Below are 21628 nucleotides of genomic sequence, written 5' to 3'. Positions count from 1 at the left end.
AACTTCTGTTCGATAGACTGCCTGTCGACTCGAGGGACTTGTCCGAGCGGAGCGGTCTTCGAAGCAGTCGCGGAGGGGTAGGTCGTATGCGAGCAGGCGAGCTCTCACCTGTTTCGGCTACCCCCTGGGCCGAACGTGGTAGCCCGAACAGCCTTATGGTGTCGGGTATGGGTTCCTGGGACGACGACGAACGGGCCGCGTTGCTCGCGCTGCTTCGTACTCGCCCGGAGAACATGACGTGGTCCCGGATCACCTCCGAGGTGGCCGATGCGGGAAGTGCCCGCGCGGTTTGGGAGCGGTTCGGAGTCCCCGCGCTGTTCGGCACGAACGCCGAGGGGTTCCATGACGCGGAACCGGAGATCGAATCCGCCAAGGAGGACATAGCCGCCTGGCGCTCCGCCGAGTTCGACTTCATCACTTTCCGGGACGACGAGTACCCGCGGCAGCTCCGGGAAGTGAACCAGTTCCCACCGTTCGTGTTCGTGCGCGGCACGCTCGTCCCCCGCGAGAACGCGGTTTCCGTGGTCGGTTCTCGTAAGGCCTCACCCGCCGCGCGGGACACCGCCGCCGACATATCGGCCGGGTTGGTCGGTGCCGGGTTCACCGTGCTTTCCGGGTTGGCTTCCGGGATCGACACCGCCGCGCACACGGCGGCTCTCGAGAGCGGAGGTCGGACCGTCGCCGTGATCGGCAACGGTATCCGGAGGGTCTATCCGGCCGCGAATCGCGAGCTGCAGGAGCGGATCGTCCGGGAGGGCATGGTGCTGTCCCAGTTCTGGCCCGATTCACCACCGGCCAAGCACACTTTCCCCATGCGCAACGCCACGATGAGTGCGTACGGAATCGCGACGATAGTCGTGGAGGCCGGTGAGCACAGCGGCGCCCGCATCCAGGCACGCGCGGCCGTGGAGCACGGGCGGCCCGTGATCCTGCTGGATTCGGTGGTGAGGGGAACCGCTTGGGGAGCCGCGCTGCGGGGCCAGCCCGGGGTGTTCGTGGTAGACGGCCCGCGAGCCGCCGTCAGCGCGGTGGAGCGGATCGTTTCCGGAAACCAGCGGGTGGAACGGCTGCTCGCCGCTCCCGTGCCATGAACGACCCGAGGCTGCACGAGACGCTCCGAAACGCTCTGCTCGATCGGGTCGGTGGGTTTTTCCGCAACACGGTTCGGCACAGCGGTGAGACGTGTTCGGTGTGTACCGGTCCGGTTGCCTCGACTGATTCGGCGCGTTGCGGGGTCTGTTCGTCACATCACGCCGAATTCGGCGACCGGCTCGCCGATCAAGTCCTGCCGTTGACCTATGTGTGCGGAAATCATCCCCAGGGGATACATCAGTCGGCTCACACCGTTGTGAGCTACAAACGAACTCCGGTCGCGGAGAAAAGCGTCAAGGATCTCTGTCTGATGATCCTGGCCGCCACCACCATCCACGCCTCGTGCATCGCCGTTCCGCCCGGTCGCACGTGGCAGGCGGTGACGTTCGTGCCCTCGGCGAGCAAACCGGGCCGTGGACATCCCGTGGCCCAGCTCGCACGGCAGGTCGCGTTCCACAACGATGCCGACAATCGGCTGACACTGGATCTGGGACCGGGAATCGAGGCGGACCAACGGACGGTGCGCGGCGACCGGTTCGCCGTACCCGCACGATACCGGGAACGAGTCGAGGGTAAACACGTCCTGCTGGTCGACGACACCTGGACCACGGGGGCGAAAGCGCAGTCCGCCGCGGTGTCCCTCAAGGAGGTCGGTGCCGCTCACGTCACCGCGCTCTGCGCGGCCAGGTGGTGCCGCTACGAGTGGGAGAGCCACCGCTTGCTGCTCGACCGGTGCACTGAGCCGTACGACGCGTACTTCTGTCCGGTGACCGGTGGTACGTGCCCGACGAACTGACCCGATCAGTGGAGTGGTTGGTGACGAGGTCCCCACCTCGGTCGGAGGTTTCCTCGTCGGTCGACCAGGACCCCGATTTCGCACCCTTCCGCCGGCCCGCTCGGGAAAGCGCCGACCGGGAGCTCGCCGGGACGGTCGCCGGCCGCTCCGGTCGTTCGGTGCAGACTTCCGCGAACGACGGAATCCTCGGCGGTCCTTCGGCCCGGCCAGTTACGCGACCACGCCGACCAGCTCGGGCAGGACCAGCAGGACGAGACCGGCACCGAGCAGGAGCGCACCGATCGCGTAACTGCTCTGCCTGCCGTGCGGCAGGACTTTCTCGACGGTGATCACGGCGGCGACACCGGCCATCCAGACGAGACTCATCATGCCCGCGGCCAGCAGTACGACCATCAGCGCCCAGCAGCAGCCGATGCAGTAGCCACCGTGCCCGCACCCCACCAGCAGCGCGCCGCGCCTGCTGCGGACCGCCCGCTGCCCGTGCCGCATCAGCAGGGCCATCGGTGACCGGCAGTGCACCAGGCACCACTGCTTCAGCGGGGTGAACTGGAACAACCCGGCCACCACCAGCACGGCGGCTCCCGACCGGGCCGCCGTGGCGCTGCCCACCACGTCCAGCGCGTCGAAGGCCCGCAGGCACGCGTAGGCCCCCACCCCGGTCAGCAGCCAAGCGAGCAGGTAGCCGACTACCAGGGCCGGGACGCTGCCGGTGCCCGCACGGTGAACCCGGAGCAGTCTGCTCATGCCGATGGTGAACGGCGTGATGCCGGGCAGCATCATGGCCGTCATCATGACCAGCCAGGTGAGCAGGAAGAATCCGAACCGGGTCCATTCGAAGCCGGACGGTGCCATCGGTCGTGCCCCGGTGAGGATGCCGAGCCGCATACCGGGAGTGGCCAGGCTGTGGGTCAGCAGCCAGGCCAGTGCGGCGAACGCGAGCAGCACGACCGCCAGCAGGAGCTCCGTTCCGGACAACGAGCCCGGTCGTGGAACAACACGAGACCCGGCCCTGCTCGTCACTGTTCGTCCGGTCCCGACCATTCGAAGGGGATGAGCTTGCTGGAGTAGCCGGACCGGTTCCACTGGAACCCGAAGGCGTCGGCGCGGTCACTCACGGCCTTCCCCCAGACGGCGGGCGGTTGGCCGGGCCCGACTTCCGCGCCGGGCAGGTTGTGGACCTCGACCCGGCTCCCCTCGGCGGTGGTGGAGCCGGTCAGCGCCTCCACCTCCGCTTCGGCCCTGCCGGGCACGCGCACGCTCCAGCGGGCGAAGTCCTCCCCGAACGAGGCCTCGATCGGGGAGAACTCCATGCCGAGGATCTCCGGGCCGAACATCGCGCCGAACTGCGCGGGCCAGCCGCCGGCCTCGCCGTCGAAGATCAGTTGCAGGGCCTGCCGCTGGTCCTCGTCGCCGCGCTCGTCGACGAACACGGCGGCGTAGGGATCGGTGTGGGTCCCTTCCCAGGGGTTGCCGGTGAAGGAGCCGAGCATCGTGACGTTGAGCTCGTCCAGGCGAGTATCGCCGTAATTGCCCTCCCGCACGTGCCAGAGCAGGATGCCGCTGCAGTCCCCGTAGGTGGGAGGTTGGGCGAACGAGCAGGGACAGGGGATCGCGCACTTGCAAGCGTCGAACCACACGCCCTTGAGATGCCAGTTCTGGATGGTGGCAGTAGTCATGATCGCCTCACTGGTCGTCGTGGCGGACTACTCGCCCACAGTTTCCGCCTCTCGCGAGGGCTACTGTCAATACGCGGTACGCGGTATTTCCGGGACGCCTGAGAGCTGTTCATGACTCACAGTCGTTTCTCGAACCAGTGGTCCGCGTACAGGGCGTCGGAGTACGGTTCGATCTCCTCGTATCCGTTGGCCGCGTAGAGTTTCCGGGCCTCCACCAGGTCGCCGCGAGTGTCGAGCCGGATCGCCCGCATACCCAGTTCCACGGCGGCTCGTTCGGCGGCGTGTAGTAGCGACACGCCCAGGCCTTGTCCCCTGCTCGGTTTAACCACGAACATCCTGGTGAGTTCGCCGGTGTGCTCGTCGTGGTGCCGGAGACCGACACAGCCCACGGCGCGTCCGTTCTCGCGCGCTACGAGGAAGCGTCCGGTATCGCCCGAAAGGTCGGCGCTCGGATCCTCGGCCATCGCGGATTCGATCTCGGAGTCGGTGGGATTCCTACCGATATAGCGGGCGGTCATCTCCGCGAAGTACTCGCGCAGCAGAACCACGCTTTCCGGCGCTTCGACGTCTGCCGCTGACACGGTGATCCCGCTGTTCGATGATTTCGACAATTCAGCCCTTTCGTCGGATGTCGTGGACCGGGAAGTGCGACGATCGGTCATTGTGTCACCGGGGCGGCGATTTCTCGCGGGGAATCCATCGGCGCGAACGAGGATCTGCGGTCGATCGAGACGGCGGCCGACGATCTCAACGACTGGAGCGGCATGGCCGCCCACGCGTTCAAGGCCAACTTCCTCGACCCGTTCCCCGCCGTCGCGAGCAACCAGTTCCTCGTCCTGGGCGTGATGAAGGGCGCGGTGGAGGCGGACCAGGAGGTTTGGAGGAGTGTACGTGAAGATATTTCTAACATTGCAGAGCAGACACTCCAGGCACTGGACAACGTGGCCAGTTGCGGCAAGAGCGATATCGAGTTCACGTTGTCGGTGGCCGGCGCGGTAGCGGCGGTCGGGGCCATCCCGTTCACCGGTGGCGCGTCGGTGGCCTTCGCGGCGGTGGGAGCCGCTTCGGCCGTGGGGGGTGCGGTACAGAAGGGCTACGAGGCGGTGAAGAAGAGCGGTGGCTCGGCGGAGCAGGTGGTGAACTCCATGAAGGAGACGATCGATGCTCTCACCGAGCGGGTCGGCGAGAAGCAGGGCGAGATCACCAAGGCGCTGAACGATTACGCCGGTGCGGTCGATCGGCAGAACAAAGCGGATTCCCCGTTCGTCTCGGCGCGGCCGAAGCTCGCGGGCATGTCGGGCAGTGTGCTGACCAGTGACAAGGGCGTGGGCGGCCACGACTAGGAGGAGTGAGAGCAGTGGGTGAACTGGCCGAGCGACTGGACAACATCCGGGTGCGGGTGAGTGCCCCGGGCATGGACATCCAGGCCGAGCTGCGCGACCGCACCGAGTTCTCGCTCTCGTTCGGCGAGAGCGTGTACGAGTTCGCCGACGAGCGCGCCCTGGAGCGGGCGCTGGCGAGCGTGGCGCGGCTGCTCTACGCGGGATGGCAGCGGCAGTACCGGGAGGCTGTAGCGGGGAGGGGGTTGGACGTCGAGCCGCGTGATCAGCACGACTTCGACTTCCAGGAGGCGTGCCGCGCTGTGGAGTCCTACGGCGAGTCGAGTGACGGTCGCTTCGCGCTGTCGGCCGTGGGAATGGACGAGTTCACCGCGCGGATCAAGCGCGGCAGCCTGCGCGAACTGCGTGAGGAGGAGTTCGCCGCGCGGGTGGCCGAGGCCGCGACCGTGCTGGTGCGGGACTACCAGTCGAGGACGACCGAGTTGAAGTTGAGGTACTACGGATGATCGGGCGGGGGTTACGGGTCGCCGCCGTGCTGTTGGCGGGGTTGGGGTTGGTGTCGGCGTGTGGTTCGTCGGACCGGCCCAGGGAGTTGTCGGTGAGCGACGTGAAGCCGTGCGAACTGATCAACAGGGAATCCCTGCAAGGGATGCGGATAACTCAGGAAACTCAGAAACTCGATTTTGTTCCTGGAGTGGAGGCAGAAGGGAGTACTTGTTTCTACACTACCAGGGTCGGAAATAGGATATACGTCAACACGATAACGAATCGCGGGATCGATCGGTGGATTAACTCTTCTGATGATGATGATGTGAGGTCCGAGGAGGTTTCCCGGATTCAGGGTTTTCGTTCGGTCAGGGTGTGGTTCGACAGTGAGCGTCCGGATCCGGATCACAAGTGCAGGGTCTACGTGGATGTGGCCGGTGGCCAGTCGTTGGAAGTCAGGGTTGAGCAGTCCTACAGTGATGAGGACCCGTCGACCTGCACCACGGCCCGCCGGTTCGCCGAGGCCGCGATGAACACGCTCGCCGACTGAGGGGCGAGAACCTCGCCGAGCCCGGTCACGCTCCGAGTGACCGCTCACCGAATCGACCGGATGCCGGTCCCCGACACGTCAGGCGGGAAACGGGGTGACAGCACTCCTAGATTCGGGCACATGGAGTTCGTCCAGCCCCGCAAGGCCAGGCCCGGCGACGGGATCGCTGTGCTGTCGCCGTCCTTCGCGGCTCCCGCGGTAGCTCCCGCCGTGCACCAGCAGGCGTTGCGTCGGCTGGGGGACGTCACGGGTCTCGTGCCCGTCGAGTTCCCGACCACGCGCAAGCTCGACGCCACCGCGCGCGAGCGCGCGGCGGACCTCAACGCTGCCTTCGCCGATCCGGGGATCCGGGCGGTGCTGACCACGATCGGTGGGGAGGACCAGATCACGGTCGTCCCGTACCTGGACACGGAAGCCGTCGCCGAGGACCCCAAGCCCTTTCTCGGGTACAGCGACAACACGAACCTGCTGAACCGGCTCTGGGCCGTCGGGGTGCCCGGCTACTACGGCGGCTCGACCCAGGTTCAGCTGGGGCCGGGGCCGCGTGTCGATCCGGTCCACGAGCGCTCGCTGCGGGCCGCGCTGCTCACCGGTGAGCGTGTCGAGCTCACCGAGCCGGGTGAGTCCGAGGACATCGGACACGACTGGAACGATCCCCGCGCGCTCGTCGAATTCGGTGAGCGCGAGCCGACCGAGCCCTGGACCTGGGCCGGGCCTGCCGAAACCCGCACCGGCAGGACGTGGGGTGGGTGCGTCGAGGTGCTGCGGTGGCTGCTCACCGCCGGTCGCTTGCCGGTTGATCCTGCTGTGCTCGACGGTGGGGTGCTGCTCCTGGAGTCCTCGGAGGAGCTCATTCCCGCACGGGAGTTCGGCCGGATCCTCCGTTCCCTGGGGGAACGCGGGATACTGGGCGCGGTCGGGGCCGTCGTGGTCGCCAGGCCACCGACCTCGAACCTCACCGTGAGGCCCACGGCCGAGCAGCGGCGTGCGAAGCGTGAGGAGCAGCGCGACACGGCCGTTTCCGTGGTGCACGCCTACAACCCGGACGCGGTCGTCGTGGTCGGACCGCCCTTCGGGCACACCAGACCACAGTGGATCGTCCCCTACGGCGGCTTCATGACGGTCGACGGCGCGAACGGACGTCTGTTCGCCGACTACGGCTGAGCCGTGCGCGGCTCGAAGAGACGCGGCGCCTGCAGCTTCTTGCACAGGAACCCGATACGTTCGTCAGCGCGTTGCTCCTGTCCTGCGGTGCGAGGTGGCCCGGTGAGCGTCATTGACCGGGGTCGCCCGAGCTTAATGGCCCGCGTGTGGCCCGACAACTCACCGCGAGCCCGGTCGGGATGGAACAGATCACCGCGAATGGCACACAAGGCTACGTTTGGAAGCGCAGCATGGGGCCATGTCGTCTGGTGACTCTCGCTGCGAGCGATGTGATCTGCCCGTCGGGCAGTGTGAACACACTCGGGAACCCAAGCCGGCAGGGCAGCCCGCGCCTGCTCTGATCCTCATCAGCCCAGCGGGGATGGCGCATATTCCCGGCTGCTTCCACAAGGGTGACGATCCCGATTTCTCCGAGTGGGGAGAGATCCGCGACGTTCCGCGTGCTTGGGAGCGCATCGGAAACGGCGAGGTTCTCGCTGCGAACGCTGGTGCCAACGTTGAGCTTCGTGCGGACCGACGCTGCAAGGACTGCGACAACCGTGCCCGTCAGGCGTAGTGAGCTCGCGGCTGGGGATTCGGTCGCTGTGCGGCAAGATTGTGGTCAGCGCGGCTCGCTCAGCGACCCCCGATGTCCACAGTCGCGGCAGCGATCGCCGGGCTCAGCGGCATCCGGCTGCGACAGGCACGGCGATCGATACGGACAGGCTGCGTGGCAGAGGCAGAGGCAGAGGCAGAGGACGTGGACGACGTTTGCTCTGGTTCAGCGCACCCTCCCTGTCGTCTCCGGGCGGCTGGCTGGCGCGCGAACGGCCGCCAGGCCGCACGCGCAAGCGCCATGCCAAGCCGTCCCGGAGCGCGCCGCCGCAGGCGGCGCGCCTTGATCCCATAGAGCCAAATTCGGCAACAGCGGCATAGTAGGGTAAGCCAACTATATGAAGATCAGTCAGGTTATTGGATAGAGATCAAGGACTTGCTATTCTTGCGGTGTGGAATCTAAGGATGAGAAATCCGATTTTGAGGAAGCGCGGCAGGATAATGGTGAGCCGTCAAACGCGAGGGGGTTCCCCAAAACATCTGGTATTCAGTTAGGCTATATAGTAGCCACTACTCCCGTTGTAATTGCTGTAGTAAATGTGATGCATGCAGCGAATTGGAATCCGGAGGTTATCCTTACTATAGGAAGAAGTATCAGTGTTCCAGCAATCGCATTTAACGCCTTCTTGTTTATGCTTCCTGTTGCGACTGGAACGCTCGCTCCGGGATTGCTCTATGTTTATGCTGTGGGTAATTCTTCGGGCTTTAGTCGGTTAGTCTATTTCGGCACCCTTGTGCTGGCAGTCCTGGGGATAGTAGTCATGCCGGCTGTATATTTTGCTTGTGCACTAGGTGGACTGTGGATTATCAGACAATTGAAGAAGGCGGTAATAAACTCTATTGATTTGGTGGATTTTTCGGTTTTGGTGTCCATATTACGCGACAGATTCTCTGCTTATGTTTCTTTTGCATTGGGGGTTTCAGTTGTAGCGACAGTATTTTCTACGCAGATGATGTGGCTTCCAGTGGAGGTTTTAAGTATGAATAGTGGTCGGAGTATAACTGGTTATGTCCTCAAGTCTGGGGATCATAGCGTAGTGGTACTACATGAGAAATCTCGAACAACGGAGATTCTTCCTGCTGAGAACGTAAAAAGAAGAAAATTTTGCAGCATAGCCCGAGATAAAATTAGTCACTATAAAAGATTGACAGAGAAAACTTCAAAAAATACAAATAAATACAATTATATTTTGTATTATTATTATGAATACAAAGTACTGTCATATAGGGTCAATCTCCGAGTTAATCGAGAACCGCTTGTTGATATTTTCACAAAAAAGAGGCCAGCCGAAACGTTTGCACGATGCTCGCAAATTGTAGATTAATGCGTCATAAATTGAGTTTGGAGTTAATTCCGCACTAATCGTATTGGTGTATTGGTGGTAGGGTGTAGCGCATGCGCGGTGCGGGCGAAGAGCTGAGCGTCGGTAAGCGGGTGTCGTTCTACCGGCGTCGGCGCGGGCTGTCGCAGGCGGTGCTTGCCGGGCTGATGGGTAAGTCCGAGACTGGGTGAGCAAGGTCGAGCGGGGCGATCGGCAGATCAACCGGATCGACGTGCTCGTCGAACTCGCTCGGCAGCTTGGGGTCACGCTCAACGATCTGATGGGTGAGCCGGTCCTGTTCGAGGACGACGAGGACAACGATGACGTGCCCGCCATCCGTGACGCGCTCATGTCGCCGGAACGGCTCTCGCGCACGCTGTTCGGCGGTGCGATGCAACCGGAATACGTCGATCCCGAACCGGTCGCGCGCGTCGCAGAGGAAGCCTGGCATCAGTATCAGAACGGCAGCGTCGGTCACGTCGTCGGCGTGCTTCCCGGCCTGCTGAAATCAGCGCAACAGCTCGAGCGCACCTCCTCCGGGCATCCCGCTTACTACCGCCGCGCACACGCCGTCTCGGCTCGGGTTCACCACCTGGCGGCCACCACGCTGAGCAAGGTCGGTGAGTCCGACCTCTCCTGGATCGCCGCCGAACGGGCCATGCAGGCCGCCGACCGCTCAGAGGCCCCGCTCGTGCTCGCCTCCACCTCCCGCGCGGGCACTCACGCCCTGCTCGCGGTGGGACGCTTCGACGACGCCTTGAGTCTCGGCGAAACAGCTGCCCGGTGGCTCACTCCCCAAGTCCGGGAAGCGGAACCGGAAGCACTGAGTCTGTACGGGATGCTGTTCCTACGCACGGCGGTCGCCGCCGCTCGTCGGCAGGACCGCCAAACCACCCGCGAACTGCTCAGCCAGGCCGACACGGCCGCGCGACGACTCGGTGTCGACGCGAACTACTGGCAAACCGGCTTCGGACCGGCCAACGTCGAACTGCACCGGCTGTCCGCCTCGCTCGACCTCGGCGACGTGTCCAACGTGGTCGAACGGGGCGAATCCGTGCATCCGACGCACCTGCCGGTCGAACGTCAGGTCACGCATTCGATCGACCTCGCACGCGCGTTGAGCATGTTGGCGCGTGACGACGAAGCCACCCGCGTGCTGCTCGACGCCGAGTCCAAGGCGCCCCAGCTGGTCACGCACAGCTCGATGGTGCGCGAAGTCGTGCGCACCATGTACCGTCGTGCCCCGGTAACCAACGGATCGAAGTCGTCCCCGTTGCTGGGACTCGCCGAACGCTGCCGGGCGGTGCGATGAGTACGCACACGCTCGGCCTGATCGGGTCCGCGGCCGGTGGACTGGAGAACATCCGAACTTCCCTGGTCGAACCCGCGATCGCGCGCGGGTGGCAGGTGGCGGTCACACTCACACCCACGGCAGGAACGTGGCTGGAGGACACCGGGGAGCGGGAACGGATCGAGGCCGCGACGGGGCTGCCGTGCCGGGTGGCTCCGAGGATGCCGCGTGAGACCAGTCCGCACCCGCCGATCGACTGCTTCCTCGTCTGCCCCGCGAGCGCGAACACGGTCGCCAAGCTCGCGCTCGGCCTTGCCGACAACCAGGCACTGACAACCGTGTGTGAAGCGATCGGTACTCAGTCCGTGCCGATCGTGGTGTTCCCGAGGATCAACGCCGCGCACGCCCGGCAACCCGCCTGGGACTCCCACATCTCCGCCTTGGAGCGTGCGGGCGTGTACCTGCTGACCGGCGACGAGTACTGGCCGCTGCACGAACCGCGCGGCGCACCCGCTGGCAAGGATCTCCCCTGGAGCAAGATTCTCGACGCTGTCGATGCTGTGAGCCGTACGTGAGTTGGAACTCTCTCGTTCGGCTGCGTTCGTCAGTCGAGTAGGGCTTGCTCATGGAGATGGTCGAAGATGAGTTGGTCGACCGGTGAGACAGATCCCCGGTCTTGGTAGGTCAGCCAGATGACCTCAGCGATCTCGCTGGAGGGCGTCAGCGTTCCCTCGTAGTCGGCGGCGTAGCAGGTCATTCGCACGGTGGTTCCGTTGGGATGTCCGTGTGCCTGTGCTTGAAAGGTGCCGACATGTGTCGTGCTGGCAGAAGTGATCGTGACGTCGAGTTCCTCACGGATCTCGCGAACCAGGGTGTCCGTGTCGGACTCGCCGGATTCCCGTTTCCCTCCGGGAATGTAGTAGACGCTCTTGCCGTGTGACCGTGTACTGAGGATGCGGCCGTTCTCGAGCCTGATCCATGCGACCTTGTCGATCATCGTGTGTCCCGGGGCTTCAAACGCTGTGTTTCAACTGTGCGGGTGAACGCCATGCTGCTTGGCTGCTACAGCTCACTCGTGATCGGTTCCAGCTGTTCGCTCATGGCGTCGGCTCCGGCGTTGGTGAGTTTCTCGAACTTGCCGGGCTTGTTCGCGTAGCCGATCGCATGCGCGCCGAAGGCGTGTGCGGCCTTGATGTCGCTCGGCGAGTCCCCGATCAGAGTGCAGGCGGTGGGACTGGTTCCTGTCGCCTCGGCCGCACGTTTCAAGAGTCGCGTATCCGGCTTCAGGTGGGCGACATCATCCGATCGACGCGCAGCGATGGCATCCACCTTGCCGGTAAGTCCGTGTTCGGCCAGATAGTCGTGTAAGGCGCTGTCGGCGTTATTGCTGACGATGCACAGCGATCGTCCGGAAGCGTGGCAGCGCTCGATCAACTCGACCGCTCCCGGCGTCGGGGTCGCGCTGGAAACTGCTTCGATCTCCGCGCCCCGAACCACTGCTTCGACGTCTTGGACAAGCTCGGGGCTATTACCGGCCAGCAGTGACAACAGCTCCAACGGATCGTTCGTTTGGCACCGCTGCGCGATGTCGGCGTACCCGGCTTGCCGGATCGCATCGAGCGCCCGATCAGCGACCGTCGAAGCTCCCAGATCCGCGAACACGGCGCAGACGGGTCCGTCGAAGTCGAGCATGACGCACGACGTCCCCGCGAGGATCTCGCGCAACCGTTGCTGCTCGGCGCAGTACTCGGTCATGGTTTGAACTCGCGACTGACGGTGGTCCACATCGACTCGAACCACACCCGCGACTGCTTGACGTACTGACTGCCGGTCGACTCCTCGTCCGCGTCCGCGGCGTGCTGGAACATCGTCGCGTCCTTGCCCATGAGGTCGTAGATCGGTGTGTCCTCGCCCTCCAACGGAACGACGTGCTCGCGCACCGGGTAGAAGCCGAAGAAGATCTCGGAGTTGTTCAGTACGTAGAGCTTGAACAGCGGTGCGGTCGGATGCAGCCGCACCTCGGCGGAAGCATCCGGAACCAGACCGAACGAGGCGAGCTCTCGAACCGAATCCATGATCGCCTGGGTGTGCCTGCGCATGATGCCGTCGGCCCGCGCGCGAAAAGCCGGACTGTCCTCCAAACCGTCGACTTTGCAGGGCAGCGGCATCGGGTTCCGCGTGTCCGGCAACAGCATCCGAATCTTCAACGACTGCGGAGTCAGCCGTCCCACACGGATCTTGTCCAGCGGTTCTTGAAGTACGCCGTGCAGCGTCTCGCCGGAGAAACCGGCGAAATCGATCGAGATGTGTTCGGCTTCGAAGGCGCGTTCGATGTGCGGGCGCAGCCCGATCGGCCGTTCGGTGCGTTCCCGCACGAACACGCCGCTTCCCTGCCGCGAGCTCACCAGTCCTTCCTCACGCAGTATCCGTAGAGCCTGCTGCACCGTCATGCGAGCGACGCCGTACTGCCTGCCCAGCTCGGCACCGGACGGCAGCCGGTCCCCTGGCTGATACGTCCGCGTGAGGATCGCCGCTCGAAGTGCGCTCGCTACCTGGACGTAAGGCGGGCGAGGGTCGTCGGGATCAAGGCTCATGCGCTCAGGTTAGAGCTCACCTTTGGCTGGTACCTAGCCAGATTGACATGGCTAGCCAGGTTGGCTAGGTTGTTCATGTTGATTGGATCGCTGCACACCATCCGAACGGGATTGACTGATGTCAGAAGAGCGCTCTTCTCGCCCAGAGGTGAAGGTTCAAGAACAAGAGCTGGAAGCTCTGGTGGAGCGGGTTCATACGGTTCGGCGATCGATGTCGCCTTTTCAGGGAGACAGTGATCCCGAACGGAATCGGCTGGTAAACGACCTCATTCACCAAGTGCGCGAGGTGATGGCACTCAACGAATGGTTCGCGGAAGCACTGGTTTCAGGATGGCTCCGCCCGGTCGCCGGGCGGAGCGAAGCACGAGGGGGAAGCGTAGTTGATGAACGGAGGCGTCATTGTCTTTGAAGCGGGAGTCCACTGAGTCCGTTCCGGAGCAGACGGACGACACGGCTCTGGAGTCGGGCGCGAGAACGTCTCAGTCCTGTCGATGTTCCGAGGTGACGGCGACAACGCGTCCCGCCGCCAAGCAGCAGCTCGAAGGTGTGGCGTTCCCGCTGGGCCGCGCCAAGCGGCTGCTGATCGTCGATCGCACCTCGTTGATCGGCGAGACGTGGCGCCGGTTCGACCTCGCCGATCTCTACATCGCCGCGCGAACCCCGGTCGTGTTCACGATGAGCCGCGCCAACCTGTTGCGAGTCAAGGAAACCGTGGACACCGCGGTGTCCGAGTTCGAGTCCCGGCCGGAGTCCTCGGGGCTCGCGGACTGAAAGCCGCTGTCCGGGCGATCGGCGGACCGAGCTTCGCCACGGAGCCGCGCCGCATCGGTGCCCACCTGTCGAAGACCGCCAACCCCCGCGCACGAAAAAGGCCCAGGCGGAACTCGTAAGCTCCTGACCTGGGCCTTCGTGCTCTGAGCGGGTGACGGGAATCGAACCCGCGTTCTCAGCTTGGGAAGCTGATGTTCTACCATTGAACTACACCCGCATCGCCCTCAATGCGACGTGTACAAGCCTAGCACGGCGGCCATCGGCGATCTGCACCCACCCACCCGATACGCTGTTTCCGTGTTGCTCAGTGACCGCGACCTGCGTAAAGAGCTCGACGAGGGCCGACTCGAACTCGATCCGTTCGACGACGCGCTGATCCAGCCGTCGAGCATCGACGTCCGGCTGGACCGGTTCTTCCGGGTCTTCGACAACTCCAAGTACACCCACATCGACCCCTCGCGGCAGCAGGACGACCTCACCTCGCTGGTCGAGCACTCCGACGACGACGCATTCGTCCTCCATCCGGGTGAGTTCGTGCTCGGCTCCACCTTCGAGACGGTGCGGCTGCCCGAGGACCTGGCGGGCCGTCTGGAGGGCAAGTCCTCGCTCGGCAGGCTCGGGCTGCTCACCCACTCCACCGCCGGCTTCATCGATCCCGGCTTCAGCGGCCACATCACGCTGGAGCTGTCCAACGTCGCGAACCTGCCCATAACCCTCTGGCCGGGCATGAAGATCGGCCAGCTCTGCCTGTTCCGCCTCTCCAGCCCCGCCGAGAACCCCTACGGCAGCAAGGCGGCCGGTTCCCGCTACCAGGGCCAGCGCGGCCCCACTCCCTCGCGCGCGCATCTCAACTTCGCCAGGGTCGACACCAGCCGCTGACCCCGATCGAGACCCACTTGTTACCGGTTCAGAAGCAGCTCGCTTCGATTCAGAAACGCTGCGCGTCTGAACTCGTCACAGTGGCGAGTGTCACGCTGAATCGTGGAAGTCAAGCGGGCCGGATGTGACTTACGTTGTCGCGTAACCCGTCGTTAACGAGCGATGTGCGACATGGCACATCGGCGATCGGGGGCACAGGAGTACTTCGATGTCGGTAGATCAGACGAGAGGTCGTTCCACCGATCACCTGGCGCACGTGGTGATGATTGCCGGGGCCGCCGCCCTGGGAGGCTTCCTGTTCGGCTATGACACCTCGGTCATCAACGGTGCGGTTGGAGCCATCCAGGACAACTTCGGCGTCGGCGCGGCACTGACCGGTGTCACCGTCGCCGCGGCGCTGCTCGGATCGGCACTGGGTGCGGCCATAGCCGGTGGCATAGCCGACCGGATCGGGCGCACCAGGGTGATGCAGGTGGCGGCCGTGCTGTTCATCATCAGCGCCATCGGTTCGGCGCTACCCTTCACGGTCTGGGATCTCGCCTGGTGGCGAATAGTCGGTGGTGTCGCCGTCGGCATCGCCTCGATGATCGGCCCCGCCTACATCGCGGAGGTCGCGCCCGCCGCCTACCGCGGCAGGCTCGGTTCGCTGCAACAACTCGCGATCGTGCTGGGTATCGCGGTTTCCCAGCTGGTCAACTACGCGCTCGCCGCCTCGGCGGGCGGCAGCGCCTCGGCTCAGCTCGGCCCGCTGGACACCTGGCAGTGGATGCTGGCCGTCGAGGCCGTCCCCGCGTTGATCTATCTCGTCCTCGCCTCGGTCATCCCGGAGTCCCCGCGATTCCTCGTCCGGGCGGGCAAGATCGACCAGGCTCGTGGGGTGCTGCGGCGCATCGAGTCCACCGACGCGGACACCAAGATCCAGGAGATCCGGGACGCTCTCGGTGGCGAGCGCAAGACCAGGCTCAGCGACCTGCGCGGCAGGTTCGGCGTGCTGCCCATCGTCTGGGTGGGTATGGCGATCGCCGCGCTGCAGCAGTTCGTCGGCATCAACGTGATCTTCTACTACTCCTCCACGCTGTGGCAGTCCGTCGGCGTCGAGGAGAGCAACTCGCTGCTGCTGAGCCTGTTCACCTCCATCGTGAACATCATCGGCACGATCGTGGCGATCGCGCTGGTCGACAAGCTCGGCCGCAAGCCGCTGCTGGTGGGCGGCTCCCTGGGCATGACCATCGCGCTGACCCTGACCGGCTGGGCGTTCAGCTACGCCAACGTGGTCGACGGCGAGACGACGCTGCCCTTCGCCTGGGGTGCCCTGGCGCTGATCTCGGCGAGTGCCTTCGTGTTCTTCTTCGCCGCGTCCTGGGGTGTCGTGATGTGGGTGCTGCTGGGCGAGATGTTCCCGACACGCATCCGCGCCGCCGCGCTGGCCCTCGGCACGGCGACCAACTGGATCGCCAACTGGCTGGTCACGGTGACCTTCCCGAGCATGCAGGCCTGGAACCTGCCGGTCACCTACTTCATCTACGCGGCCTTCGCGCTGATCTCGCTGTTCTTCGTGGTGCGCTACCTCAAGGAGACCAAGGGGCGCTCCCTGGAGGAGATGGGAACCAGCTGACGGAAGCTCCGTTTCGTCTGTCGAGGGAACACGCTGAACGGAGTCCCGTCGGCTTTCGCGGCGGGTACTTCGTCGTTCCCTCAACCACATCGAACGAGGAGGGGCGTCGTGCGCCACGACGCCCCTCGCCGCGTGTCCGCGGGTGGCCGCCGCGGACGAGTTCCGCGAGGTGGTTCGGCTCCGTTCGTGCCTTTCGTCTCTCGACCACTTCTTCTCACGGTCCGTGGCGCCGCCGCTGCCGTGTTCGCCCCGGCCTCTCGGCGTGTCGTGGGGAAATTCAGTGGACGGCCCCGGCGGGGCGTCGTAGGTTGTGCCGCTGTGCGGCACACGGTGACGGTCGGCCCGGACTACGAGCTCTGGGCGGAGGAGCGGGGTGATGCGGATGCCCCGCCGCTGCTGTTGATCATGGGGGCGAATTACAGCGGCATGGCCTGGCCCGAGCCGCTGCTGGAACGTCTGGCGAGTCGGCACCGGGTGATCCGCTACGACCACCGCGACACCGGCCGGTCGTCGCGGGCTTTCGACGTCGCTCCGTACGCGATCACCGACCTGGCGGAGGACGCGGTGGCGGTGCTCGACGCCTTCGGCATCGACCGGGCTCACGTGGTGGGCATGTCGCTGGGCGGCATCCTGGTCCAGTTGCTGCTGCTCGACCACCCGGATCGGCTGCGCAGCGCGACCGTCTTCGCGACCTCGGCGTTGGGAGGAGTGCTGCCCGAGTCCGGTGAGCTGCCGGGGCCCGACTCCCGAATCCTGGATCTGTGGCAGCGGATGGGCGAGGAGCGCGACCCCGCCGATGAGCTCGCCTGGCGCGTCGAGCACTGGTGGATGCTCAACGGCGACGTCCTGCCGTTCGATCCCGAGGAGTTCCGGGCCCTGGAGCAGCGTCTGGCCGAGCACGCCGGAACCCACGTCGCCGACACCGCACACGCGCGAGCCGAGGTCGGCGGCCTCGACCGTGCGGCCGAGTTGGCGTCGGTCACGACCCCGACCCTGGTCATCGAGGCCCCGGCGGACCCGGTCAACCCGCCACCGCACGCCGAGCACCTGGAGACGGTGATCGGCCGAAGCCACCGGGTGCTCGTCCCCGGCATGGGCCATGCGCTCAGCGGCGCGGTGCTCGAACCGCTGTCCGAGGCGATCCTGCGGCACACGGCGGCGGTGGATCGGGATTCCTGAGCTCGGTGGCCGACTGAGCCCGCCGCCCGGGCGTGAGCTTCTCGCGAGATCGCGGGGCGGCGAGGTGGCGCTGTGGGACCGGGTGTCGATTTCTCGCGAGATCGCCGGGCGGCGGCGTGGGAGTCACGGCCGGTAGAGCACCAGGTCGAACAGCGGGCCGAAGCGTTCGGCCGCGCGATCGGCGTTCTCGAACACCGCGAACTGGCTGCGACCGCCCTCCTGCCAGTACAGGATCGCGCCGTCGGCGGTTTCCATTCCCCACAACAGCACCGAATCCGGGTCGGGCCTGCCGGTGTCGTCCTGCCGGGCGAGGCCGAAAACGTTCGGGACCACGTGAACCTCCTCGAAAGGTAGCCGTTTCACCGAGCACTGTCCGAACGGGAATCGCCCATCGGGAGGCCGTGCGGCGGGATCACCGGATGCGGGAATCCCGATCACGGATTCCCGCTGGGATCATGGTGTGGGTCACGACCGTTGTCGGGGAGGTCTTTTGCGGTGGTTCGCACCAGCCCCACGTTCCGGCGCCGCAGGCTCGCACGCAGGATCCGGTATCTGCGGGAGCGGGCCGGGCTGACCCAGGAGCACGCGGCCTGCGAGCTGGACATGTCCACCAGCGCGCTGAGCCGCAAGGAGAACGGCGATGTGATCACCTCGGTGCACGAGGCCAGATCCATGATGGACCTCTACGACATCCGGGACCCCGAGCTGCTGGACCTGGCCAGAGCCGCCAGGGAACGCGGCTGGTGGCGGGCCTACGGCGTGGAGGATCGCGGCTACGTGGACCTGGAGACCGAGGCGTGCTTCGTTCGGGACTTTCAGGTGACGACTGTGCCCGGTTTGTTGCAGACCGAGGACTACGCGCGAGCGCTTTTCCAGAGTGGCCGCATCGGCGCGTCACCGGAGCAGATCCGTAACGATCTCGCTGTTCGAATGATTCGGCGGCAACGTTTGACCGATGTCGAGAATCCGCTCGAACTCCGTGCTGTGGTGGACGAAGCGGCTCTCTGGCGGACTGTCGGGGAGCGGAGAGTGATGTACGAACAGGTGGTTCACCTTGCCGAATGCGCGGAGATGCCCACTGTCGAGTTGCAGGTTCTGCCACTGGGAAGCGGTGCACACTGTGCGATGAACGGTGCGTTCACGCTTCTGGAGTTCGCCGAACCAGCCGATCCGGAAGTGCTCTACGTCGAGTACCCGACGGGCTCGCTGCACGTGGAGAAGGCGTCCGAGGTCAGGGCCGGTAGACTCCTGTTTGAGGATCTACGGTCGAGCGCACTAGACTTCCAAGAGTCCGTGAAGCTGATCAAGAAAGTCGCTGAGAAGCTCTGAGGAGGCGCCATGTCGACGGTGGACGTCTCCAACGACGGATGGCGGAAGAGTAGTCGCAGCGGCAACAACGGTGCTGGGGGGAACTGCGTCGAGGTCGCCTTCGCGGGGCCCGCCGTGGCGGTGCGGGACTCCAAGGTGCCGGACGGCGCGGTGCTCGCCTTCGACCAGCGCGCCTGGGCGTCCTTCCTCGCCAGCCTGCGCTGAGAACCGCTGCGCTAAAAATCGAAGTGCTGACAACCACTGTGCTGAGAACCGCAGTGGCGGCGGGTTCTTCCACTCGCCGCCTCAGTCCTCCAGCAGTTCGGCGGGGTCGAAGGAGAGCGGAAACGGCTCTCGCGTCTCGAAGGTGTCGCCCGCCAGCGCCTTGGCGTGCACCTCGTAGACGCCCTCGTCACCGAGCCGCAGCAGTGTGATCTCGGCGTGGTTCTTGGCGTAGGAGACCTCCACGCGCATGAAGTACTCGATGCCCGCCTCGGCGCACATGGCGGGTTTGTCGATCCGGTCGGCCACGCGACTGGACGGCGAGACGCACTCGCCCACGAGCAGAGCTTGGGTGGCGGGTATCCACACCCGTCCAAGCGCCGGTTCGCGCAGCACCGCGAAATCGGGCTGGATCCAGCGATTGATGCCCAGCTGAACGTTCAGCGTCGGATAAACTCGGCACCCCAATCCTCTGGCCGGGGGTTCCATGAGGGTAAGCATTCGGTAAGCGGCGTATGTGTTGGCCGAACCTTCGTAGGGGCTCACGATCAGGTGTCCGTCCTGGCACTCGTACTTCACCGGTGGCATTCCGGGAATCGGCAGGTACCGGTCGGCGAGATCGGGGGTCCAGACGCCGCGCAGCTCGACGAGTGGGTCGAACGCGCCGGTGTCGTGGGCAGGTGCGGCCACAGGTATCACCCCTTCGGCCACCACGGTACTCATACCCCGAGCCTGCCGCGAGCGGTCGACGGTGTGGGGTTTCGCGACGATCTTTCACCCCATCGGGGAGGGCGGCAGCGACGCGGCTGTGCTTGTCAGCTCGTCCAGCAGCCTCTCGGCCCCCGATCCTCGGGAGCGCCCCGGCCTACCGCACGGCCGCCGCGAGCTGGGGCTCCCGCGGGCGCAGCCGGTCACTCTCCCGGGAGGCCGCGTTTCTCGCCGGTGTCGATCGAACACGAAGCGCGGCTTTTTTACACGATCAGTGAATGGCGCTGGTGCCGTTTCGCGCGGCAGGCTGGAACAGCCTCTCCCCGCACGGGCAGGACCGCCCGGTGGTCGGCGAGAGGTATCGCTGTGCACAGTCCCTGTCCCGCGGTACGTGTCTCGGAAGGACCGATCGTGCACCACGAACATCGTTCGCCCCTGAACAGCGCGTCCACTGTGTCCGTGTTCTCCCGGCGGTGGAGCACGGCGCTGGCCTCGACGCTGGCCCTCGTCGTCGTGCTCGCGCCTTCGGCGATGGCGACCACCCCGTCGCCGTTCGCTGACCGGGCATCGGGGACGGTCCCCGTTTCGAGGGCGGCGGCGGACGGCACCGACGAGCCGGACCTCCCTCCGAAGGTCATCAAAACGGAGCCCCATCAGGCGGTCGAGCCCGACGCCGTGCCCTCCGTGGCGCCTTCCGGCGCCGACACCAGTGGGTGGTGGCCCGAGGAACCCGGAACGCGGCCCGCCGGAGCGGACGGTCCTGCCGGGGCGCGGATCGGATGCAACCCCGTGGCCGACTCGGACAACCCGCACCTGTCGGGCAACCGCACCGACGTCTCCGCCCACGCCTGGTGGTACCAGGGCGACTGCGACAACGACAGGGCGACGGTGACGGCCTGCCTGTACGAGTGGTACACCGACAACACTTGGCGCCGGAAGGCGTGCGACACCAACGGCAACCAGAAACCCGGTCGTAGCAGCAGCAGGTGGCTCAACGTCCGCGAGAGCTGCGACTCCTTCGAGAGGACCTCGTGGCGTGCTCACGTCGACGTCGACGTGAACTGGGAGGTCGACAATCCCGGGGTTTCCACGAGGGAGGCCGACGTGAACTGCCGGGTCTTCGGCTGAGGGGATCGATTGACCAGCAGCGGTGAAGAAGAGCCCCGTCCCGGTGTGGCACCGGGCACCTCCGGTCCCGAGGGCACCGTGTTCGCCGCACTGTACGGCGAGCTGGAGCCGCATCCGTGGCGGGACCCGGACGCGGAGCGGGACCTCTACGCCCTGTTCCACGCCAGGTCGCACGCCATGGGCTGGCTCCACGACATCGGCACGAGTGCCCGGCGGGCCGCCGACGGGCAGCTCACGGATATGAGACAGGTCGGCGCGCCGGGCCTGTGGAGCATGAACGACGCCGGGGAGGAGCACCCGCTCGCCGACCCCGAGGTGCCGCTGGTCGCGTGGTTCCAGGCGGGGATGCGACCGCCATCGGGTGAACGCCCGATACCGGCGCAGCCCTTCCTGCGCTGCGCTGGTGATGCGGTGGCACGGCTCGGCACCCCGCGGCTGCGCGCGGTGCAGCTTCTGCTGCCCGTCCACTGCCTCGACCCCGCCGCCTCCAGGATGCCGCCCTCGTTGTTCACCGCCGACTGGTTCGCCGACGGTTCCTTCCGGGCCGAGCTCCCGGTGCGGGTCACGCTGGACAGCGGACAGGACCCTTCCCTACCCGCTGCGGCCCCCCGGCTCCGGGAGCGGATCAACCGGCTGGACCAGCGGGTGTTCACGTGCCACTCGCACTCCCCGGCCGGGCACGACCCGCTGGCGGTGCGACCGCCGTTCGGGGACCACCTCTGGAACGGGCCGCCGCTGCACCGGACGACCTTCCACGGCACCCTGGCCGAGTGGTCGCTGGACGCCCTGGGATGGCTCGCCGGTTTCCTGTCCGATCTCGGTGCTCGCCACGGCGTCACCACCCCGCTGGTGCTCACCGCCGTTCCGGAGTGACGGGAGAGTCGATCCCTCGCGAAGTCGTCGCGTGGGGGTG

25 protein-coding genes, 1 tRNA gene and 1 pseudogene are annotated in these 21628 nt (G+C 65.6%); 18 read left to right on the top strand and 9 right to left on the bottom strand.

The annotated features are described in order from the left end of the window. The first annotated feature begins 167 nt into the window (after nt 1–167). Together BLQ75_RS13305 and BLQ75_RS13300 are read left to right on the top strand one after the other, a co-directional pair. Nucleotides 168–1091 carry a DNA-processing protein DprA gene (locus tag BLQ75_RS13305; protein ID WP_092602443.1) on the top strand — a complete coding sequence of 308 codons (924 nt, stop codon included), beginning with the start codon at nt 168–170 and terminating at the stop codon, nt 1089–1091. A gap of 257 nt (nt 1092–1348) precedes the next feature. Continuing rightward, on the top strand, nt 1349–1888 hold the full coding sequence (locus BLQ75_RS13300) for a ComF family protein (protein WP_139182979.1): 540 nt from the start codon (nt 1349–1351) through the stop codon (nt 1886–1888). Between the two features lie 210 nt (nt 1889–2098). On the opposite strand, the gene BLQ75_RS13295 is transcribed toward BLQ75_RS13300, so the two are convergent. The 3 genes from BLQ75_RS13295 to BLQ75_RS13285 all read right to left on the bottom strand — a co-directional run bounded on the left by BLQ75_RS13295 (nt 2099) and on the right by BLQ75_RS13285 (nt 4145). Beyond that, nucleotides 2099–2863: a DUF2182 domain-containing protein gene (locus BLQ75_RS13295; RefSeq protein WP_211481355.1), complete on the bottom strand. Its 765-nt coding sequence runs from the start codon at nt 2861–2863 to the stop codon at nt 2099–2101. A 41-nt stretch (nt 2864–2904) separates the two neighbouring features. After that, a complete protein-coding gene (locus BLQ75_RS13290) occupies nt 2905–3564 on the bottom strand; it encodes a DUF1326 domain-containing protein (protein ID WP_092602161.1) in 660 nt (219 codons plus the stop codon). 116 nt (nt 3565–3680) lie between these two features. Further along, the gene (locus BLQ75_RS13285; RefSeq protein ID WP_211481354.1) at nt 3681–4145 is read right to left on the bottom strand and encodes a GNAT family N-acetyltransferase; all 465 of its coding nucleotides are present in this window, start codon (nt 4143–4145) and stop codon (nt 3681–3683) included. 183 nt (nt 4146–4328) lie between these two features. On the opposite strand from BLQ75_RS13285, the gene BLQ75_RS13280 reads away from it, so the two are divergent. From BLQ75_RS13280 to BLQ75_RS13255, 7 genes and pseudogenes are all read left to right on the top strand, one after another. Next, nucleotides 4329–4907, top strand: coding sequence for a hypothetical protein (locus BLQ75_RS13280; RefSeq protein ID WP_244515515.1), 579 nt, complete (start codon nt 4329–4331; stop codon nt 4905–4907). A gap of 14 nt (nt 4908–4921) precedes the next feature. Beyond that, nucleotides 4922–5410, top strand: a complete 489-nt coding sequence (locus BLQ75_RS13275) for a hypothetical protein (RefSeq protein ID WP_092602157.1) — start codon at nt 4922–4924, stop codon at nt 5408–5410. Then, the gene (locus BLQ75_RS13270) at nt 5407–5940 is read left to right on the top strand and encodes a DUF3558 family protein (protein WP_092602155.1); all 534 of its coding nucleotides are present in this window, start codon (nt 5407–5409) and stop codon (nt 5938–5940) included. The genes BLQ75_RS13275 and BLQ75_RS13270 overlap by 4 nt, the downstream gene beginning before the upstream one ends. 120 nt (nt 5941–6060) lie before the next feature. Then, entirely contained in the window at nt 6061–7104 is a 1044-nt protein-coding gene (locus tag BLQ75_RS13265) for a S66 family peptidase (RefSeq protein ID WP_092602153.1), read from the top strand. Between the two features lie 986 nt (nt 7105–8090). Beyond that, a complete protein-coding gene (locus BLQ75_RS23070; RefSeq protein WP_139182978.1) occupies nt 8091–9023 on the top strand; it encodes a hypothetical protein in 933 nt (310 codons plus the stop codon). Nucleotides 9024–9094: 71 nt separating this feature from the next. Continuing rightward, nucleotides 9095–10332, top strand: a pseudogene (locus BLQ75_RS13260) (helix-turn-helix domain-containing protein). Continuing rightward, nucleotides 10329–10886, top strand: coding sequence for a flavoprotein (locus BLQ75_RS13255; protein WP_092602151.1), 558 nt, complete (start codon nt 10329–10331; stop codon nt 10884–10886). Before BLQ75_RS13260 ends, BLQ75_RS13255 begins: the two are co-directional and overlap by 4 nt. A 29-nt stretch (nt 10887–10915) precedes the next feature. Here the strand turns inward: BLQ75_RS13255 and BLQ75_RS13250 are convergent, their stop codons facing one another. The 3 genes from BLQ75_RS13250 to BLQ75_RS13240 all read right to left on the bottom strand — a co-directional run bounded on the left by BLQ75_RS13250 (nt 10916) and on the right by BLQ75_RS13240 (nt 12905). Beyond that, entirely contained in the window at nt 10916–11308 is a 393-nt protein-coding gene (locus BLQ75_RS13250) for an NUDIX hydrolase (RefSeq protein ID WP_092602149.1), read from the bottom strand. 65 nt (nt 11309–11373) lie between these two features. After that, nucleotides 11374–12066 (bottom strand): HAD family hydrolase, encoded by a 693-nt coding sequence (locus tag BLQ75_RS13245; protein WP_092602147.1) that lies wholly within the window; start codon nt 12064–12066, stop codon nt 11374–11376. Further along, a complete protein-coding gene (locus BLQ75_RS13240) occupies nt 12063–12905 on the bottom strand; it encodes a GntR family transcriptional regulator (RefSeq protein WP_092602145.1) in 843 nt (280 codons plus the stop codon). The genes BLQ75_RS13245 and BLQ75_RS13240 overlap by 4 nt, the downstream gene beginning before the upstream one ends. Nucleotides 12906–13023: 118 nt before the next feature. Between BLQ75_RS13240 and BLQ75_RS23065 the strand changes: the two genes are divergently transcribed. Beyond that, the gene (locus tag BLQ75_RS23065) at nt 13024–13314 is read left to right on the top strand and encodes a hypothetical protein (protein WP_139182977.1); all 291 of its coding nucleotides are present in this window, start codon (nt 13024–13026) and stop codon (nt 13312–13314) included. A gap of 92 nt (nt 13315–13406) precedes the next feature. Next, entirely contained in the window at nt 13407–13676 is a 270-nt protein-coding gene (locus BLQ75_RS13235) for a hypothetical protein (RefSeq protein WP_092602143.1), read from the top strand. Between the two features lie 146 nt (nt 13677–13822). Here BLQ75_RS13235 and BLQ75_RS13230 read toward each other — a convergent pair. Beyond that, nucleotides 13823–13893, bottom strand: a tRNA-Gly gene (locus BLQ75_RS13230). Between the two features lie 80 nt (nt 13894–13973). On the opposite strand from BLQ75_RS13230, the gene dcd reads away from it, so the two are divergent. From dcd to BLQ75_RS13215, 3 genes are all read left to right on the top strand, one after another. Further along, a complete protein-coding gene (gene dcd, locus BLQ75_RS13225; protein ID WP_043571174.1) occupies nt 13974–14555 on the top strand; it encodes a dCTP deaminase in 582 nt (193 codons plus the stop codon). A 208-nt stretch (nt 14556–14763) separates the two neighbouring features. Then, the gene (locus tag BLQ75_RS13220; RefSeq protein ID WP_092602141.1) at nt 14764–16170 is read left to right on the top strand and encodes a sugar porter family MFS transporter; all 1407 of its coding nucleotides are present in this window, start codon (nt 14764–14766) and stop codon (nt 16168–16170) included. Between the two features lie 318 nt (nt 16171–16488). Continuing rightward, the gene (locus BLQ75_RS13215) at nt 16489–17349 is read left to right on the top strand and encodes an alpha/beta fold hydrolase (RefSeq protein WP_092602139.1); all 861 of its coding nucleotides are present in this window, start codon (nt 16489–16491) and stop codon (nt 17347–17349) included. A 123-nt stretch (nt 17350–17472) separates the two neighbouring features. Here BLQ75_RS13215 and BLQ75_RS13210 read toward each other — a convergent pair whose 3' ends face one another. Then, nucleotides 17473–17682 carry a hypothetical protein gene (locus tag BLQ75_RS13210; protein ID WP_092602137.1) on the bottom strand — a complete coding sequence of 70 codons (210 nt, stop codon included), beginning with the start codon at nt 17680–17682 and terminating at the stop codon, nt 17473–17475. 162 nt (nt 17683–17844) lie between these two features. Here BLQ75_RS13210 and BLQ75_RS13205 point away from each other — a divergent pair, with 162 nt between their 5' ends. Next, nucleotides 17845–18678 carry a helix-turn-helix domain-containing protein gene (locus BLQ75_RS13205; RefSeq protein ID WP_092602135.1) on the top strand — a complete coding sequence of 278 codons (834 nt, stop codon included), beginning with the start codon at nt 17845–17847 and terminating at the stop codon, nt 18676–18678. Between the two features lie 9 nt (nt 18679–18687). Continuing rightward, nucleotides 18688–18882, top strand: a complete 195-nt coding sequence (locus BLQ75_RS13200; RefSeq protein WP_170837467.1) for a DUF397 domain-containing protein — start codon at nt 18688–18690, stop codon at nt 18880–18882. Between the two features lie 81 nt (nt 18883–18963). Here the strand turns inward: BLQ75_RS13200 and BLQ75_RS13195 are convergent, their stop codons facing one another. Next, nucleotides 18964–19602 carry a Uma2 family endonuclease gene (locus BLQ75_RS13195; protein ID WP_170837466.1) on the bottom strand — a complete coding sequence of 213 codons (639 nt, stop codon included), beginning with the start codon at nt 19600–19602 and terminating at the stop codon, nt 18964–18966. A gap of 396 nt (nt 19603–19998) precedes the next feature. On the opposite strand from BLQ75_RS13195, the gene BLQ75_RS23885 reads away from it, so the two are divergent. Together BLQ75_RS23885 and BLQ75_RS13185 are read left to right on the top strand one after the other, a co-directional pair. Then, nucleotides 19999–20715, top strand: coding sequence for a hypothetical protein (locus BLQ75_RS23885; protein ID WP_211481352.1), 717 nt, complete (start codon nt 19999–20001; stop codon nt 20713–20715). Between the two features lie 9 nt (nt 20716–20724). After that, nucleotides 20725–21588, top strand: a complete 864-nt coding sequence (locus tag BLQ75_RS13185) for a hypothetical protein (protein WP_244515513.1) — start codon at nt 20725–20727, stop codon at nt 21586–21588. Nucleotides 21589–21628: the final 40 nt, after the last annotated feature.

The sequence above is a fragment of the Actinopolyspora xinjiangensis genome (assembly GCF_900104475.1).
In the GTDB taxonomy this organism is placed as follows: domain Bacteria; phylum Actinomycetota; class Actinomycetes; order Mycobacteriales; family Pseudonocardiaceae; genus Actinopolyspora; species Actinopolyspora xinjiangensis.
The sequence above is the reverse complement of the archived record's forward strand: the minus strand, read 5'-3'. Positions and strand labels throughout refer to the sequence as shown.